The sequence below is a fragment of the Actinoplanes sp. NPDC051411 genome (assembly GCF_040682075.1).
Classification (GTDB): Bacteria; Actinomycetota; Actinomycetes; order Mycobacteriales; family Micromonosporaceae; genus Actinoplanes.
This window is the reverse complement of record NZ_JBFBAD010000086.1, coordinates 1-16,434: the sequence shown is the minus strand read 5'-3', so window position 1 is coordinate 16,434 and position 16,434 is coordinate 1. Positions and strand designations below refer to the sequence as shown.

Here is a 16,434-nt window from a genome sequence, read left to right as displayed (position 1 = left end):
CACTGTCGCCGACAAACAACAGCGGATGGCCTGGTCCCCGCGCAAGTATTGAATATCCGGCCGGCGGAACGCCCACGTCGACGGCAGCTGGTATTGCGCGGGCCGTACCGCACGAATTCGGGCCGCCGGACGTCGCTGAGCGAGTCTGGCTGCGCGCCGCCGCGCTGCACCCGGCGGCGATGATCGCGGTGTCCTCGGCCGACGGCGGCGTGGGCCGATCCACACTGGTCGCGGCCCTGGGCGGTCTGCTCACTCTCGCGGTCCCAGGCCCCGTGATGGCCGTCGACATGCATCCGGTCCCGTGGGGCGGCCTCGATGACCGGATCGGCCGGTCGAATGCCGCAACCATCTGGGATGCCATCCGCGACCTGAAAACCCTGACCAGCCGCCGGGAGATCGAGCGGTGGACACAGCGCAGCCCGTCTGGGCTGCTCGCCCTGGTCGGTGAAACCCAGGGCCGCGGGCGGCGACCCCCGCGACACGACGAGGCGGCCGCCGTCGCGGACGTGGTTCGTCGGTTGTATCCGCTGACGCTCGGCGACATCATGCCGGCCCTGATCACCGGGGTCTGGCGGACGCTTGCCGCCGCGCACGCACCGGTGCTGGTGGCCCGAGCCACCACCGACAGCGTCCGCCACACGATGCGGCTGCTCGCCCATCTGCGCGTCGCCGGATACAGCGATGCCGCTGACCGATGCGTTCTCGCGGTCGTGGCGACCTCGCCGGCCACCGGCCGCGACGTCCGGGCGGTCGTGCAGCAGGCGACGACGACCGCGTCGGCTGTCGTCGCCGTGCCGTTCGATGCGCAGCTGGCTCGGCCCGAACCGATCGACGTGCGCCGGCTACGCAAACAGACCCGTAACGCTCTGGTCGAACTCGCGGACGCGGTCCTGATGCGCTGCGCCGATCCGCGGGCCGAGCTCGCGGTCGCTAAGGGGCGTGCCTGATGCTCGCCGCTTCTACCGCGTGGGTCATGGTCCGGGTTCCCGCCGCGGCCGAGCCGGGCCGGGCCGGGGCGACCCCGACGCCGTCGAACGGGCCGGGGGGCTTCGACTGGAGCAAGGTGTATCCCGACGGCTCGGCGATCCCGAAGTCAGACCTCTTCTACACGATCATGCGGTCGGTCATGTGGCTCGGCGGTGTGGCCGCCCTGTGTGGTCTGGTCTGCGGGGCGATCGCGTTCGGTGTCGGCCCGGTCTTCGGCGCTCACATCGTGTCCGACCGCGGCAAGTCGATGATGTGGCGCAACGGACTGGTCGCGATCATCGTCGGTTCCGCCACCGCCATCGTCGCCGCCCTGCTGGTCCTGTGATCCGGCCATGCCGACGACGAATCTCTTCCTGACGGGCTCGGCTCCCAGGGGGCGCCGCACCGGCTGGCGCTCTGGGCTCGCCCGCGCGCTGGCACGCGTCGCCGTCGTGGTGGCCGTCGTGCTGGCCGGGCTGCTCGCCTGCGCCGCCGGAGCACAAGCCGTACCGACACCCTCGCCGTCGCCAAGCAGCCCGGCCGTCGACGCGACGTGCGCCGCGAAAGCACCTGGCTCGGTGGCCTGGTGCATGCCGTGGGCCGTCCATGTGGACAAGCCGGTCCGCGTCCGCGGCGTCCGCTCGCACTGGGTGACCGCCTGCAGCAAAGCGACCGACGACGCCGACCGGCGTTCCTGCGCTGCCGCATCTGTCGCCCTGGGCGCGGTTCCGCCCGATGGCACCGCCTCGGTGCTGATGGACGGGCCCAGCACCGGCAAGGGCCCGGCCGGGCTCATCGACTGCACCCTGCTGACCGACCCGTCGACGAGCAGCCCTGGACCTGGTTCGCCCTGGGAGCACAAGCAGGGCGCCTGCGCCGGCCAGGTCGCGGCGTGGTCGAAGCAGATGTTCGACCCGGACCCGAAACCCGTGGACTGCTCACTGGCCGACCTCAATTGCAAGATCCAGCAACAAGCGCAGCAGGCGCTAGCCGGCACGATCGGCGCTGGCTTCCAAGGGCTGGTCGACGTAGCAGTACAGGGCACGGTGTGGCTGTTGTCGAAACTGGCGACCCAGGTCTTCACCGTCACCGCGATCTCGTCACCGGACGCCGCGTTCTACACGACCTACAACTCCCTGGCCGGGGTTCTGGTCGGGCTGATCTTCGTCTTCTTCATCCTCTCCACGATCATCAACGGGCTACGCACGAACACCGGGCCCAGCCCGGTGGCGACGCTGGGCGGGCTCGTGCGGGCTGTCCTGGGTGTCACGTTCGCCGCGGGGATCGCATACACGATCGTGGTGGCCTGGGACCAGGCCACCAACGCGGTGATCGCGGCCAACGCCCGTACCCCATACGACCCGTCATGGCTGGTGACCAGCTTCAGCCAGCTCACCGGCGGCGCCGGGACACTGTTCATCGCCTTCCTCATGGCCGTACTCGCCACCTTCGGCCTGCTCCTGCTGTTCGTGATCATGCTTTTTCGTGGCCTGCTCGCCACCGGTGCCGCGTTGTTCGGGGCCATGGCGATGACCGGGCAGGTCAAAGAGGAAACCCGGCACTGGGGCCGCCGCTGGTTCTGGACGATCAACGCCCTGGGCAGCAGCAAACTGTTCATCGCCGAACTGTGGATCTACGGGTCGCGGTCGGCGTACGGCTCCGACAACATCCTGAACGCGTTGCGCGGGCTCCTGTTGATCTGGCTGATGGTGGCCGCGCCGTGGATCTTGATGCGGTTGACGACGCTGTGGGACGGCTACCTCTCCGACGTCAACGCCCACGCCCTGCTGTCGGCGAGCCAGATACCGGTCGACGTAAACGCGACCCCTCCCGGCGCTGGCACCGGCGGCGGGGGTGGGGGTGGTGGGAGTCCGGCTTCGGCAGCCGCCGGGGTGATGGGCGAAAACACCGCGGACATGCCGACGACCCCGCTGGACGGCGCGGGCGATGCCGCAGGCCTCGGCAATGGCACCGGCAGGCAGGCGGCGGACGCAGCCTCGACCGGCGGTGACGGCGGCCGCGTCGGGCAACCCGCCGAAGACACCGAAGCGGGTCAGGGTGAGACCGGATCGGGAGACAAACCGAACGCGCAGGAGGCCGACGGCCTCGAGGCCGGTATCCGCAGCGCCGAGCACGACGTCTCCGCCGGCCAGCTCACGGCCCCCGGGGACGCGACCGGAGCAGGTGGCTCGGTGCCGGCGACCCCCGCCGCGCCGCGTGGCTCCGAACCGACAAGCGCCCCGATGCTTCAGCCGGCTGGGGCCGAGGCCGCCGACGGCGGGGCGAGCACCGGCACTGGCGTGCCGGGCAGCAGCGGCCCCGAACCGGCGAGCGGTAGTTCGCCGGGCGCACCGCCGACCAGCGAGAGCGCAACGCCCGCCACACCGGAAGACACCGGGACCGGCCCTGAGACGCCGACCAAGAGCTCGGCCCAGGGGGCCGGTGGCGCGGGCTCGAGCAGCGCCGAGACTGCCGCCTCGCTCGCCACCGAAGTCCCGCTGGCCTGAAAGGAAAGGGAGTAAGTGTCGATGCCGTTTCAGTTTCCGCCGCGGTCGACCAGGGGCGCGGTTCTCGGGTTCGCTTGGTCGCAGATCGCGCTGGTGATGGCCGGGGTCATCGCCGCTGTTGTGGCCCTCAACCTGTTCATCGCCGGACAGCGGGCCGCCGCGATCGCCGCGATCGGCGGGTGTCTGCTGCTGATCACGCTCGGCCTGCTGCGGTTCAAAGGGCGGCGAGTCACCGAGTGGTTCCCGGTCGTGGTGGCCGCGCTGCTGCAACGCGGAGCCGGGCAGAGCGAATACCGGGGCGGGCCGTACGCACCGAACGGCGTCGAGCGGTGGATGGACCTGCCGGGCGCGATGGCCGGCTACGTGTGGCTGCCCGCGACGGCCGCCGACGGCACCACCCGCATCGGCCTGCTGCACCACCGCCGGGAAAGGACGGTGACGGCGGCGCTGGCGTGTTATGGGGCGAACCTGATCCTGGCCGACCGTGACATGCAGACGCAGCGGCTGACCGACTGGGCGCAGCTGCTCAACATCCTCGGCGGCGATTACGTCGAGGCCGGGCTGATCCGCTGGTCGGTCACCTCCCGGGCGGTCCCGGACACCGGAAACGCCGCCCAACGGTTCCTGGTCAACCGGGCTGTCGACACCGGCAGTCCGGCGTACCGCTCGCTGGCCCAGCTGACCGCGGCGGCGGCGCCGGCCGCGCAGCGCCACGAGATCTACCTGACGGTCGTTGTCGACATCGCCCGCCTGTCCGGGGAGATCGCGCGGGCCGGCGGCACCGATGTGGCGATCGCAACGATCGTGCTTGACCGGCTGACCGGCATCGAAGCCGCTGTGTCCGAGGCCGGCGTCACCACCGGCGGCTGGCTTTCCCCCCGCGCCTACGCGGCGGTGATCCGCACGCAGTTCGACCCGGACGATCAGGAAGTCGTCGACCTAAGAGCCACCACACCAGACACCGAGACAGGGGCGGCTGCGGCGGGGGTGGAACCGCGGCTGGCCGGCCCGGTCGCCGCGCGCACGCTCGGCTGGAACACCTACCAGCACGACTCCGCGTTCTCGCGCACGCTGTGGGTGGCGCAGATGCCCCGCCAGCCGGTGACCGCGACCTGGCTGACCCCGCTGTATATGCGCGCCACCACTCGCCGCACGGTGACGTTGGTGGCGCAGCCGGTCGCGGCCGCGCTGGCGCAGCTGGCCACCCGCCGCGAGAAGGTGTCGCGGGCCGGCGACGAGGTCACCAAACGCAAACTACGGCTGGTACGCACCGCCCGGGAAGAGGATGAGGCCCGCGCGGTCGAGCAGACCGACCGCGAACAGGCCGCCGGGCACGCGCGCCACCGGTACGCGCTGCTGGTGACCGTCACCGCCCGCACCGTGACGGACCTCGACCGTGACGTCCGCGCGGTCAAACGGATCCTGTCGCGGGCCGGCTGCGAGGCGATCACCCTGACCGGCGAGCAGGACCAGGCCTTCGCTGCCGGCGCCCTCCCACTGGCGCGCGGCCTGAAACCGGTCCGGGGATGGTCCGCATGAGCCGCCGAGTGCTACGCCGCGAAGGCTCGCTCGCCGACCGGATCGAGCGGCAGGCCGCCGCCCGGGACCTGGCGAAGGCCGAGGCCGCCTATGCCCGCGAGCAGGCCGGGCTGCGGCGGCAGAGCGACCGGCTCCTCGGCCCGGTCGCGGCAAGCTCGCGCGGCGCGTACGGCCGGGCCGCAGGCCGGGTGTTCTGGCAGCTGCGGCTTCCGCCGCTGGTCACCACCTCAGCCCAGCTTTGCTCGGTGTATCCGTTCGTCTCGGACCCCGGCCTGCCGGTCGACGGGCCGCTGATCGGGATGGAGGTCTACAGCAGATCGGCATTCACCTTCTCCTTGCACGAGCTGTACCGGGCCAAGGTCATCACCGCCCCGAACATGACCGTCACCGGCGAGATCGGCAGCGCGAAGTCCTCACTACTCAAAACCCTCGCCTTCCGAGGCATCCCGTTCGGCACCCGCTTCTACGGCACCGACTACAAGGGCGAATACGAGCAGCTCGCCGCCCTGGCCGGAATCACACCAGTGCGCATCGGCCCCGGCCTCGGCGTGATCATGAACCCGCTCGCCGGGATCCGCCGGCACCCGGAGCAGACCGAAGCGCAGTGGCGGCAACTGCAACGCACCCGCCGCCTGCTGCTGCTGGAAGGCCTCCTGGAGATCCAGCTCGGCGGCCCCCTAACCGAAGCCGAACGCAGCCTGCTCGAATACGCCGTCGACGCGGTCACCCGCGAACACGACGCCAGCAGCACCCGGATGGCCACCCCCACCCTGTCTGCGGTCCTCGCCGCCTGCGGCAACCCGGCGCTGTGGCAGCACCGCCTCGAGAAGCTCTCCTACCCCCTCGAATGGTTCGTCTCCGATTCCCGCCGCGTACGGCTCGCCCTGGAACGACTCATCTCCGGTGCGCTCGGCGGCGTGTTTGACGGCCCCGCCGACTCCAGCGCCTCACTCGATTTCAGTCAGCCCGGCGCGATCCTGGACCTGCGCACGATCCGCACCAGTGACCAGATGACCGCCATGGCGATGACCTGCGCCCAGTCCTGGCTCGAGACCGAACTGTCGGCGCCGGACGCACCCCCGCGGGTGTGCTTCTACGACGAGTTCGCGTTGATCGCCCGCCACCTACCTCTGATCCGCCGGATGCGCGAACAGCTCAAACTCGCCCGCGCGCTGGGCATCGCGAACGTCCTGGCCTTTCACCGGTTCTCGGATTTGGCGGCGTCCGGGTCGGCCGACTCCGAACAGGTCCGCATCGCCCGCGGCCTGATCGAGGACTCTGGCGTCCGTGTCAGCTACCACCAAGCCACCGGCAGCCTGGAACAGGCCCGAGAATTCCTCGGCACCAGCGACGTCGAGACCGATCTGCTGCGCTACCTGCATCCCGGCGTCGGCCTGTGGAAGATCGGCAACCGTTCCTTCTTCGTCAAACACCAGCTGTCGCAGGTGGAAACGGCGATGGTGCACACCGACAGCCACATGGAACTCGACCAGCCCGAGCCGGTCAGCGGCGCCGACTACGACGCCCGCCTCGAGGCCGTCACCGGCGGAGCCCCGGCATGAGCACCCGGGCGCCGCTGTCCTCACCCGGGCACCGCATACCCCGACAGGGACTGCCCCGGGCCGACCTGCTCGTGCGGCTACTGCTGCTCGCTCTGTTCGCCCTCATCCTGACCGCCGCATTGGGCGCGCTGTGGTTGGCGGGACCGTTGTCAGCGCTGCTGTCCGGACACGGCTGGCCGGCCACCGGTTTCCGCGCCGTACCGGGTGTGGCGGTGCGGCTGACCAGTCACCTCGGCGACCCGGCGCAGGCATGGCCGGCTCGGACACGCGCGTCGATCGGGCCAGCCTGGCTGTTCTACTCGCTGTGGGCCGTGGCCTTCGCCGGATCGCTGACGGCGGTAGGCGGGTCGACACTACGGGTGGCGCGTACCCGGATGCGCCGACGGGGCTTCGCTACCCGCGCCGAGTTGCGCCGCACATTGACCGCCGACGCGGTCCGCTCTCGCATCGACGTCGTCCGCCCCGGCCTGGCCATCCTCGAAGCCGACGACTCCGCGGCCCGCGCCGCCAAGACCGCCCGGCGCCGCGACCCCCTGGAGGTCGCCCGGTTCCTGGGCAACGACGCGACCAGCCGGCAGCCGCTGTACCTGGCCAACGAGTACACGCTGCTCGCGGCAGCGATCCCACGCTTCGGCAACAAAACCACCCGATACGTGATCCCCGCGGTCGCCGACGCCCGCGGCGCCGTCCTCACCACCAGCACCCGCCTGGACGTCGCCGAAGTCACCTACGACCGGCGGGCCGCGATCGGCCCGACCTTCATCTTCGAACCGCAAGGCGAGATCCGCGGCGTCCCCCGGATGGCGTGGTCACCGATCGAAGGCGCCGACGACCCGATCGTCGCCATGTTGCGCGCCAACGGCCTCGCTGCCGGCTCCGGCATCGGCGACGAGTCCGTCGAGAACGGGAAATGGTTCCGCGACCAGGCCTCCACCATCTTGCGGGGACTGCTTCATGCTGCCGCGCTCGATGAGCACGCCACCATGCTCGACGTCCTGGCCTGGAGCCAAAACCCGGCCAACTCGCGGCCCGAGAAGATCCTGCGCGCGCACGGCGTGGACGCCTGGGCCGACCGGCTCGCCCGGCACCGCGAAACCACCGGCCGGGCCCGCGACACCATCCAGACTGTCGTCTCCGGCTCCCTCGACGCGTTCAACGACCCTCGCGTGTTGCTCGCCTGCAGCCCGCCACGGGGGACCCAATTCAAGCCGGTCGACTGGCTGCGCGAGTCCGGCACGATCTTTTTGGTCGGTACCCGCGATGCGCAGGCGTTGATTGCTCCGCTGCTCGCGGCTCTGTCCGAGGACATCCTTTATCAGGCGAAACGGCTTGCGCTGACGGCACCGGGCGGAAGGATCGAACCCTGCTTGTACTTCATCGGCGATGAGATCAGCAACATAGCGCCCTTGCCTTCCTTGCCTTCACTCATGAATGAGGGAGGCGGATCGGGCGTCGCCGTCAGCGTGTTCGCGCAGAACCTGCACCAACTCCGGGAACGGTGGGGCGACAAAGGCGGCCGGGCCATCGCCGACTCGGCCAGCGCCCGCCTGCTCATCGGGGGCAGCAGCGACGTCGCCGGCCTCCGCGACGCGCAAGCCCTCGCCGGGCAGATCACCGAGATCAACTCCAGCAGCTCGTGGGGCGGTGGCCGCGCCTCGGTCAGCGAAAGCGTGCGCCGGGAGAACCTGCTCGACCTGGCCGACCTGCGCACCCTGCCCGAAGGCCGCGCCCTCGCGCTGGTCGGCAACCTTCCCCCGGTCGAACTCACGGTGCCGGCGTGGTGGGAACGCGCCGACGCCGGCGAGCTGACCGCCGGACGCGACGCGTTCCGCCACCGGCTGGCGGAGGCGGCCTGATGGACGCCTTCGACTTCGAGTTGCCCGACGACGCGCCGGCGGAAATGGCCGCCGTCGCCCAGATCGCGGCGTCGCTGGGCCGGCTCACTGAGGCCGTCGACGCCCTGCACCAGCAGCACCTCGAACTGCGCGAGGTCGTCACCCGCCGCCAACGGCCGGGGCCGGGCGGGGAGGGGTCCGAGGTGCCGTGGCCGCTGCGGTGGCGCGACCTCGACCGCGATGCCGCCGCCGCAGTGTGGGCGTGGCTGATCGACTGGGTCGGCTGGGCCGTCGAGCGTTACCAACTCGCCGAGGAAATCCCGGTCTGCTGGTACCGGCATGCGCCACTGATCGAGGAACTCGCCGCGCTGGCCGCCGCCTGGCACCTGGCCTATGACGACGCCGCCACGCCCGACAGCCCGCTGCTGTGGCACGAACGCTTCGCCCGCGCCCGCACCCGGCTGCGCGACTGGGACGACTACACCCGCTGCCGCAACGGCACCCACACCGACCGCCACCTCGATCTCGACTGGCCGGCCGACTGGGACGAGGACGCCATCCAGGCCGCGAACACCGACCTCGCCGGAAGGCCCCAGACAACCGCACCGACGGCCACTGGACCACATGGAAGCAGGCCGTCATGACGATGCCCGCCGAGATCACCTCCGACCAGGCGTGGGACCGCCTCGTCGTCGCGTCGCGTGCGCAGTTCCACGGCATCAACGACCTCTATCACCGCATCGCTGAACCCGACGCTCGAACCGATCAACCGATCATCACCGAGGGGATGGAACCCATGACCGACCCGACGCTCTACCCGTACCCCGGCTACGACCCGGGTGCCGACCAGCGCGCCGCCGAATTCGACGACGAACAGCGCCAGCGCGACGACGAGACCACGAGCGAGCTCGACGCCGAGCAGGACAACGAGCCGGACCTGGAGGGCTGAATGACCGTCCACAGTGTGAGCGCCGACCGGCGGCCGGCGAACATGGATCAGCCGAGCGACGACTACTCGACCTACCTCGACATTCTCCGAGAACTCGGCTCCCAAGCAGCCGCGGTCAACACCGCGCTGATCGAAGCGCACACCGCAGATACCCCGGCGGCCTGCCGTCGCGCTCTGGTCGACCTGCACACCCGGCTACGGCACATGGCCGCGACCGCCAATCAGGCCCTCGGCGCTGGCGCTCCTGCACCGGATACCGAGCATGGCTGACCCCCGCGGCAGCGCGGCCGTCGTCCTGAGCGTGCTGGTGCTCATCGCAGGCTGTTCCTCGACGACCGCACGCAGTTCGGCGACACCGCAGCGGGTCACCGGCGCCGCCGCACCTGCGGCGCCGGACGGCCAGCAGCCGGACGCCGGCGGCCGGGCGGAGCCGAGCGCGCCGACCGCCAACGGGGCCCTCTACGCCGCGCAAACCTACGTCCGGCTCTGGGCCCGGCCCACGATGAACCAACGCGCCTGGTACGCCACCGTCCGCCGGTGGGTCACCCCCGCCTACGCCCAACTGCTCGCCGATACCGACCCGTCCAACGTGCCTGCCCACGGCGTCACCGGCCCGCCGCGTCCGGTGACGTCCACCGCTGCTGTAGTCGTCGCCGATGTGCCGACCGACGCCGGGCCGATCCGGGTCACCGTCATCAATACCGGCGGCCGGTGGCTTGTCTCCTCCGCCGGCCCGGCGGCGGTGCCGTGAAGACATCGAAGTGGGTCCTCGGGGCCGCGGCCGGGCTGCTCGTCCTGTGTGGGCTGCCGCTGAGCGCCGTCCTGGACGACGACCCGGCCGCCGCCGCGTGCGGCACCTCGTCTAGCAGCGCCCAGGTCACCACCAGCCCGCAGACGGGAGCCGTCGGACGGTGGAGTGCCGCGCAGGTCGCTAACGCCGCGATCATCGTCGACGTCGGCCGGCGCCTCGGCGTACCCGCCCGCGGCTGGGTCATCGCCGTGGCCACCGCGATGGTCGAATCCGGGCTGACCAACCTCGGCAATCTCGGTGGCCGCAACGACCACGACTCCCTTGGCCTCTTCCAGCAACGCCCTTCCCAAGGCTGGGGCACCCCCACCCAGCTGCAAGACCCGATCTACGCATCGACTGCCTTCTACCACGCGTTGCAACGCCTCGACGGCTGGCAGACGCTCCCGTTGACCGAGGCCGCCCAAAAGGTGCAGCGATCCGGGTTCCCCGACCGCTACGCCGACTACGAAGGCGACGCCCAGAAAGTCGTCGCCGCCGCCGCGGCTGTCACCTCCGGCAACCCGCAAGCCATCGCCGACGATCTCGACCAGTGCGTCAGCTCCTGCCCGGTGATCGCCGCATCGTCATCGAGCGGATCCACCGACGACTGCACCGAGCCCAACGCCGTGTTCGAGCGCGCGAAGTCATGGCTGACGGCGTGGTCGGGCGGCCCCGTGCCGTACCGGTCGAGCAACGCCCCCGGCGAGCTGTTGCACGGCTACCGGCGCGACTGCTCCGGCTACGTGTCGATGGCGCTCGGCCTGCCCGGCCCTGGTCTGACCACCGTCGATTTGGCCGCTCGCTCCACCGTCCTGACCAAGATCGACCTGAAGCCGGGCGACCTGATGATCAACCCCGCGCTCAATCTACAAGGCCACGTCGTGCTCTTCGAACGATGGGCCGACCCGTCGATGACCAGCTACTGGGGCTACGAGCAGTCCGGTGATGGCGGCACGCACTACCGGCGCATCCCCTACCCGTACTGGGGCTCCTACCCGATGAAGCCCTACCGGTTCGAGAACTAGGAATCAATCTGTGGTTTCCGTGTCGACAGAGTTAGAAAGACCGGTGGTCTCAGCGCCGTCCTCGGTGCTTTCGTCTGCAGTGGCACTGCTGCGCGTAGCCGTGAACAGTGCGTCGAGATCGAGGGGGACGAACGGGCCTTGCGCCTCGTCTTGGACGGTGACGACGCGGCCATGTTCCGGATCTCGCTCCACAAGGAAAGCCTACGCCGACGTCGCGTGGCCCGTTCGGTCGCCGATCACAGCACGTCACGTGTTGGGCAACGCCGGGTCGGATCGCCGGGTGCTCAGCTCAGGCGTCGCTGTGGCCGGTCCTCGTCTCGGGCTCGCTGGCCTGAGCTGCGGCCGCCCGGAGGAATACGACGCCGAACGAATACCGCAGGTGCACCAGTTGCCCAGCGGTGATCACCTCCCTGACGGTATGCACCTCGCCCGCCGTCGTTCCCACCGCGCCGAGGATCTCAGCGCCGCGGCCGGAATCCCGTCGTCCGCCGCGTTCCTGCGACGTCACCCACCACCGATGGAGAAACACCCATGAAACAGCCCCAGACCCGAGACGCCCGCCATCGCACGCGTCGGCCACGTCGGCCGGCCGCCGGCGTACTCGCCGCCATGGCGGCGATCGCCGCCGTGCTGAGCCTCGCCGGACCGGCCAACGCGCAGCCCCGGCCGTCGCCGGGCTCCGCTGTCGGCGGATGCGCCCGCCGGGACATGCACGTCACCGTCACCCCAGCCAGCACCGCGCCGGGTTACCGGGTGGCCGGATGGCTCTGCCAGCCCCGCGCCCGCACCAGCACCGTTCAGCTGTTGCTGTGCGGGCTGACCTACGACCACACCTACTGGACCGGGACCAGCCCGGCAACGAACTGGACGTCGGCGGCCCTGGAACGCGGGCCGGCCGTTTACATGATCGACCGGATCGGCATCGGCGCCAGCGACCACCCACCGGCCGACCAGGTCCCCGTGGACAGCGAAGCCGTCGTCACGCACCAGATCGCCGCCGCCCTGCGTGACGGACACCTCGGCGGATACCCGCTCGTGGTCGGGGTCGGGCACTCCTACGGCTCGATCACGCTCACCGCGGAAGCGGCCCAGTACCGCGACCTTGACGCGCTCGTCCTGACCGGCAAACAGCCGCAGTACAACCAGCCCGGCCTCGCTGCGTTCCAGAGCAGCCTCTATCCAGCCCGTCAGGACCCAAAGTTCGCCGGTACGCGCATGCCCGACGGGTATCTGACCACCCCGCCCGGCACCCGAGCCGGGTTCTTCCTCAACCCTGACACTGCCGCGCCGGGCGCCGCCCGCTGGCAGGAGGCCACCAAGGCGACCGCGACCACCGGTGAACTCGGCTCCATCAGCGCCGCCCGGTACCAGGGCGACAGCCAGCGCGTGCGAGTCCCGGTTCTGATCATCGACGGCACCAGCGACTCCTTGTTCTGCAACACCGGTCTGCCGTGCGACACCGGCATCCAGCTGTGCCAACGCGTGCAGGACCTTTACAGCCCCGGCATCCCGGTCGCCGCGGCCGTCGTTCCTGGCGCTGGACACGCCATCGACCTGCACCGCAACGCACCGATCGCGTTCACCGCGGCCAACAGGTGGATCGGTCGCGTCACCACCGGACACGTCGCGTACCGCCCGAATGTCACGACCTGCTGGCGCTGAACGGCGCGCGCACCCCGAATACCCCAACGAATTCGAAGGAGATCTCGCATGTACTCGAACTCCGCACCGGACTTCGCCGATGCGGCGCACCCGCAGGGCCCGCGCACCCGCTCTCACCTGGCGCACCTCATGCTGGCTCTGGCACTCGTGCTGGCCGGCTTCACGCTCGGCGCCGCCCCTGCACACGCGCAACCGCGTTCGGCGCGAACAGAATGCGTACGGCACGACCTGGCCGTCACGCTGACTCCCGGGCCCGGCTCGCCGTCCTACCGGCTCGCCGGATGGCTGTGCCAGCCGGCCCGCGCGACCAGCACCGTGCAGCTCCTGAGGCCCGGCCTCACCTACACCCACCGGTATTGGACCGGTCTCAGCGCGCCCACCGACTACACCGCGGCGGCGCTGGCCGCCGGTGACGCCGTCTACCTCATCGACCGCATCGGCACCGGCGCCAGCGACCGGCCACCCGCCGACCAGGTCACCACCGGCACCGAGGCCACCGTCACCCACCAAGCAGTTCGCGCGCTGCGTGACGGCAGCCTCGGCCGGTTCACCCGCGTCGTCGGCATCGGGCACTCCTACGGCTCCGTCATCTGGATGGCCGAAGCCGCCACCTACCACGACGTCGACGCGCTCGTGCTCACCGGACTGCTGCACGACATCCGCGTCGGCGAGATGACCCAGTTCGTCACCGACTTGTACCCCGCCGCCAGCGACCCGAAGTTCGCGGCAAGTGCCCCACCGGACGGCTACCTGACCACCCGCCCCGGCAGCCGACCCGGCTACTTCCTGAACCCGGACACCGCCGTCAGTGGTGCCCCCGGGTGGGATGAGCAGAGCAAAACGACCGCCACGTCTGGCGAGCTGACCTTCACGCCGGACGACGAACTGGCCTACAGCCGCGCCATCACCGTGCCCGTCCTGTTCGCCGTCGGCGCCACCGACGCTCTGTTCTGCGGACCCGGGCAGCCCTGCGCCACAGCAGCCGACATCTGCCAGCGCGAACGCGCTGCGTTCCCGCCCGGCACTGCGCTGTCCGCGGTGACGGTCCCCGAGACCGGTCACTCGATCAACCTGCACCGCACTGCCCCGCTGGCATTCGCCGCCATCACCGCCTGGCTCCACCACCAGCACCGCTCCCCAAATGCGGCCCCGGTGTCGTCGTGTCGGTGATGACGAGCGACCTCGACCGGAACGGCCCACACACAGAACCGCCCATCGGAAGGACCACGACCATGCATGTTCCTGCTGCCGGCGATCGACCCGCCTGGCACAACGAGCGCCTCATCGACACGAAGGGCCTGTACAGCGACGCCTACCGGTTCTGGCCCGTCGAGAAATTCGTGAAACTTCTCCGCGGGGACCACCACCGCCACAGCAAGACCCGCGCCCGGCCCCACCCGCCAGCGCGCCGGCCCGAAACGGGATCCTCCACATGAGCGAACCACCATCGTTCGCCGCTGACGTCGCCGCGCTGGCGGCGCTGGCGGCGCCGGAGACCCGAGGCGAGGACACCGGACCAGGACCACTGGACCGCGTCGTCACGCTAGGCCGCACCGCGAACTTCGCCCGCCGGCACCTCGAGGCCACCGTGCTTCGCGACGCCAAACTGACCTGGACCAGTTACGACGTGCTGCACGTGACCGTGATGCACCGCCCCATCGACACCGGAGTCGTCGCCGCCGTGGCCCACGTCTCCACCGGCACGGTCACCCGCTGCGCCGCCGCCCTCATCAAGCGCGGCCTACTGCGCCGCAGCGTCCCGACCAAGGACCGCCGCCGCTCCCTGCTGGCACCTACTGCTGCGGGGTGGGCGCTCAACCAGCAGGTGCGCGCCCAGCTCATCGCCGAGCTGAACACCCTGCTCGATACCGGCCCCGGCGGTCCCGATGAGCACGACGTCGCCGTCCTGCGGCGCCTCATCACGTGAAACCGCCGAAACTCTCGACCCTGTGGGAGTCCCACATGATCATGTACAACACGATTGTCGGCGCCGCAGCCGGCGCGGTACTGATCCTTGTCCCGCGCTTGTGGGCCGGCCTGCGTAACGAGCGGATGCCCTGCGCTTCGTGAGGGCACCGGTCGGTCACACCAGGTGGGCGGCCGCGCTCGGCGCCCTCGGCATCCCGCTGACCGGGCTCGGCCTCCCCATGACCGTCACCCACCAGCTCGCCGAGGCCAAGCCCTACATCGACACCTTCGTCGGCGAACCGGCTCTGCTGCTCGGCTCCGGCCGTACCCGCCGACGTTCGATGAGTGCCGCGTGTCTGGCGCAGCGCAGCAATGACGCTGGTCTCGGCCGGGGCAGACGCTGCGTCAGCTCCGGCTACACCGGCCCCGGTTTCCTCCGGTATTCCTACCAACGACAAAGGATTCGCCATGCACATGTCTCGCACCAGCACCCTGCTGTCCGGCCTCGCTCTCACCGCAACGCTCGGCATCGCCGCCTGCCAGAATCCGCGCGGCGCCCCGGTCACACCGCCAACCGCGACCGCCGAAACGCCCCCACCGACGAGCTCACCGTCAACCTCGGCCACGCCGAACACCTACAAGGCTGTCAAGAAACCCTGCGACGTCGTCGACTTCGGCCCCCTTGAAACCGTCCTCGGCAAGGCCACCGGCGACCTGCTGCCGCAGAAATCGTCGAGCACCGGGCTCATCACCTTCATGACCTGCTCGCGCAGACTCGGACCGGCTACCGCAGCTACAACGGTGCTCGTGGAGATGGACACGTTCAAAGGCGCCTCTGCCGAGGCGCAGTACCGCGGTCTGCGCACAGTCCAGGAACGGTCGTTGTCGATCACCGACGTGCCCGGTATCGGGCAAGGCGCCTACACCCGGATCGACCCGGAGACGGGCCCCCACCTGACCGTCTACGACGGCAACCTGTACCTCGAGATCGCCGCGCTCGGCGTCACCGCGCCCACCACCCGGACGCAACTGTTCACGGCGATGACCCAGACAAGCAGGCAGATCCTCGCCTCGCTGAAGTCCTGACATCTGCCGCCCCGCCGCCAGCACCGATGTCGAACCGCCGGCGGCGGGGCCCGGCCGAGCGCGTTCACACCGATCTGAGCCAGCAAAATCCTCACCGCAAGGGGAAGCCCGCGTGAGATTCGTCTTGGACCTGCAGCGCGCGGTCCTCAACTCCGACCTGCCCGCACCAGCACGCCACCTGCTGCTCTCACTGGCCGTCAAAGCCGACTGGGAAACCGGCGTCATTCCCACCGAGCACACTCCGGCGCTGTCCACCCTGGTCGCCATGACCGGCCTGTCGAAATCCACGATCGCCGAATGGCTCGACGCGCTCGAGACCGGCGGATGGGTTAAACGCGACCGGCCCCCGACGGCATCAGGAAGCACCCGTACCGGCTACGCCCTGCTGATCGGCGCGCCGAGCGTCGCCAAGCCGACCCGCGCATCCCGGCGCCGCATCACCGCGACCGCCGGTGGTCCGCCCGGCGGACCACCAGCCGGCGACTCGCGCGCGGGCGAGACGTCCGCATTTGGTAGTCCGCCAAGCGGACCTGTCCGCCTGGCGGACACCCAGAGCTGTCCGCCCGGCGGGTCCCCGGCGGGGCGCCGGGGGGACCGGAGTTGTG

Annotated in this window: 17 protein-coding genes and 1 pseudogene; 16 read left to right on the top strand and 2 right to left on the bottom strand. The window is 70.5% G+C overall.

Features of this window, described 5'->3' with window-relative positions:
• Positions 1-179: 179 nt before the first annotated feature.
• From AB0M88_RS36140 to AB0M88_RS36090, 11 genes are read left to right on the top strand one after another with little or no spacing between them, the layout of a single operon-like run.
• Complete coding sequence (locus tag AB0M88_RS36140; protein ID WP_364110322.1) at positions 180-947, top strand: hypothetical protein; 768 nt, start codon at positions 180-182, stop codon at positions 945-947.
• Positions 947-1,312: a hypothetical protein gene (locus AB0M88_RS36135; RefSeq protein WP_364110321.1), complete on the top strand. Its 366-nt coding sequence runs from the start codon at positions 947-949 to the stop codon at positions 1,310-1,312. Before AB0M88_RS36140 ends, AB0M88_RS36135 begins: the two co-directional genes overlap by 1 nt.
• Before the next feature lie 7 nt (positions 1,313-1,319).
• On the top strand, positions 1,320-3,473 hold the full coding sequence (locus tag AB0M88_RS36130; RefSeq protein ID WP_364110320.1) for a hypothetical protein: 2,154 nt from the start codon (positions 1,320-1,322) through the stop codon (positions 3,471-3,473).
• A 21-nt stretch (positions 3,474-3,494) separates the two neighbouring features.
• The gene (locus AB0M88_RS36125; RefSeq protein ID WP_364110319.1) at positions 3,495-5,012 is read left to right on the top strand and encodes an SCO6880 family protein; all 1,518 of its coding nucleotides are present in this window, start codon (positions 3,495-3,497) and stop codon (positions 5,010-5,012) included.
• Positions 5,009-6,574 carry a hypothetical protein gene (locus AB0M88_RS36120; RefSeq protein ID WP_364110318.1) on the top strand — a complete coding sequence of 522 codons (1,566 nt, stop codon included), beginning with the start codon at positions 5,009-5,011 and terminating at the stop codon, positions 6,572-6,574. Before AB0M88_RS36125 ends, AB0M88_RS36120 begins: the two co-directional genes overlap by 4 nt.
• A complete protein-coding gene (locus AB0M88_RS36115) occupies positions 6,571-8,430 on the top strand; it encodes a TraM recognition domain-containing protein (protein WP_364110317.1) in 1,860 nt (619 codons plus the stop codon). Before AB0M88_RS36120 ends, AB0M88_RS36115 begins: the two co-directional genes overlap by 4 nt.
• Positions 8,430-9,053 (top strand): hypothetical protein, encoded by a 624-nt coding sequence (locus AB0M88_RS36110; protein ID WP_364110316.1) that lies wholly within the window; start codon positions 8,430-8,432, stop codon positions 9,051-9,053. The genes AB0M88_RS36115 and AB0M88_RS36110 overlap by 1 nt, the downstream gene beginning before the upstream one ends.
• The gene (locus tag AB0M88_RS36105) at positions 9,050-9,358 is read left to right on the top strand and encodes a hypothetical protein (protein WP_364110315.1); all 309 of its coding nucleotides are present in this window, start codon (positions 9,050-9,052) and stop codon (positions 9,356-9,358) included. The genes AB0M88_RS36110 and AB0M88_RS36105 overlap by 4 nt, the downstream gene beginning before the upstream one ends.
• 15 nt (positions 9,359-9,373) lie before the next feature.
• Positions 9,374-9,628 carry a hypothetical protein gene (locus tag AB0M88_RS36100; RefSeq protein ID WP_364110314.1) on the top strand — a complete coding sequence of 85 codons (255 nt, stop codon included), beginning with the start codon at positions 9,374-9,376 and terminating at the stop codon, positions 9,626-9,628.
• Positions 9,621-10,109 (top strand): hypothetical protein, encoded by a 489-nt coding sequence (locus tag AB0M88_RS36095; protein ID WP_364110312.1) that lies wholly within the window; start codon positions 9,621-9,623, stop codon positions 10,107-10,109. The genes AB0M88_RS36100 and AB0M88_RS36095 overlap by 8 nt, the downstream gene beginning before the upstream one ends.
• Positions 10,106-11,173 carry an NlpC/P60 family protein gene (locus tag AB0M88_RS36090; protein ID WP_364110311.1) on the top strand — a complete coding sequence of 356 codons (1,068 nt, stop codon included), beginning with the start codon at positions 10,106-10,108 and terminating at the stop codon, positions 11,171-11,173. Before AB0M88_RS36095 ends, AB0M88_RS36090 begins: the two co-directional genes overlap by 4 nt.
• Before the next feature lie 3 nt (positions 11,174-11,176).
• On the opposite strand, the gene AB0M88_RS36085 is transcribed toward AB0M88_RS36090, so the two are convergent.
• Positions 11,177-11,365 carry a hypothetical protein gene (locus AB0M88_RS36085; protein ID WP_364110310.1) on the bottom strand — a complete coding sequence of 63 codons (189 nt, stop codon included), beginning with the start codon at positions 11,363-11,365 and terminating at the stop codon, positions 11,177-11,179.
• A gap of 97 nt (positions 11,366-11,462) precedes the next feature.
• A complete protein-coding gene (locus tag AB0M88_RS36080) occupies positions 11,463-11,681 on the bottom strand; it encodes a hypothetical protein (RefSeq protein ID WP_364110309.1) in 219 nt (72 codons plus the stop codon).
• A gap of 23 nt (positions 11,682-11,704) precedes the next feature.
• Here AB0M88_RS36080 and AB0M88_RS36075 point away from each other — a divergent pair, with 23 nt between their 5' ends.
• The 5 genes and pseudogenes from AB0M88_RS36075 to AB0M88_RS36055 form a co-directional block, all read left to right on the top strand.
• Positions 11,705-12,835: an alpha/beta hydrolase gene (locus AB0M88_RS36075; protein WP_364110308.1), complete on the top strand. Its 1,131-nt coding sequence runs from the start codon at positions 11,705-11,707 to the stop codon at positions 12,833-12,835.
• A 48-nt stretch (positions 12,836-12,883) separates the two neighbouring features.
• The gene (locus AB0M88_RS36070; RefSeq protein WP_364110307.1) at positions 12,884-14,005 is read left to right on the top strand and encodes an alpha/beta hydrolase; all 1,122 of its coding nucleotides are present in this window, start codon (positions 12,884-12,886) and stop codon (positions 14,003-14,005) included.
• A 262-nt stretch (positions 14,006-14,267) separates the two neighbouring features.
• A complete protein-coding gene (locus tag AB0M88_RS36065; RefSeq protein WP_364110306.1) occupies positions 14,268-14,762 on the top strand; it encodes a MarR family transcriptional regulator in 495 nt (164 codons plus the stop codon).
• Between the two features lie 353 nt (positions 14,763-15,115).
• The gene (locus AB0M88_RS36060; protein WP_364110305.1) at positions 15,116-15,829 is read left to right on the top strand and encodes a hypothetical protein; all 714 of its coding nucleotides are present in this window, start codon (positions 15,116-15,118) and stop codon (positions 15,827-15,829) included.
• Positions 15,830-15,941: 112 nt separating this feature from the next.
• Positions 15,942-16,434 (top strand): annotated as a pseudogene (locus AB0M88_RS36055) (hypothetical protein); the annotation flags it as partial.

Coding starts and splice junctions, on each gene's coding strand:
- AB0M88_RS36140 (WP_364110322.1), top strand. CDS start 180: ATGATCGCGGTGTCCTCGGCCGACGGCGGCGTGGGCCGATCCACACTG.
- AB0M88_RS36135 (WP_364110321.1), top strand. CDS start 947: ATGCTCGCCGCTTCTACCGCGTGGGTCATGGTCCGGGTTCCCGCCGCG.
- AB0M88_RS36130 (WP_364110320.1), top strand. CDS start 1,320: ATGCCGACGACGAATCTCTTCCTGACGGGCTCGGCTCCCAGGGGGCGC.
- AB0M88_RS36125 (WP_364110319.1), top strand. CDS start 3,495: ATGCCGTTTCAGTTTCCGCCGCGGTCGACCAGGGGCGCGGTTCTCGGG.
- AB0M88_RS36120 (WP_364110318.1), top strand. CDS start 5,009: ATGAGCCGCCGAGTGCTACGCCGCGAAGGCTCGCTCGCCGACCGGATC.
- AB0M88_RS36115 (WP_364110317.1), top strand. CDS start 6,571: ATGAGCACCCGGGCGCCGCTGTCCTCACCCGGGCACCGCATACCCCGA.
- AB0M88_RS36110 (WP_364110316.1), top strand. CDS start 8,430: ATGGACGCCTTCGACTTCGAGTTGCCCGACGACGCGCCGGCGGAAATG.
- AB0M88_RS36105 (WP_364110315.1), top strand. CDS start 9,050: ATGACGATGCCCGCCGAGATCACCTCCGACCAGGCGTGGGACCGCCTC.
- AB0M88_RS36095 (WP_364110312.1), top strand. CDS start 9,621: ATGGCTGACCCCCGCGGCAGCGCGGCCGTCGTCCTGAGCGTGCTGGTG.
- AB0M88_RS36075 (WP_364110308.1), top strand. CDS start 11,705: ATGAAACAGCCCCAGACCCGAGACGCCCGCCATCGCACGCGTCGGCCA.
- AB0M88_RS36070 (WP_364110307.1), top strand. CDS start 12,884: ATGTACTCGAACTCCGCACCGGACTTCGCCGATGCGGCGCACCCGCAG.
- AB0M88_RS36065 (WP_364110306.1), top strand. CDS start 14,268: ATGAGCGAACCACCATCGTTCGCCGCTGACGTCGCCGCGCTGGCGGCG.
- AB0M88_RS36060 (WP_364110305.1), top strand. CDS start 15,116: ATGACGCTGGTCTCGGCCGGGGCAGACGCTGCGTCAGCTCCGGCTACA.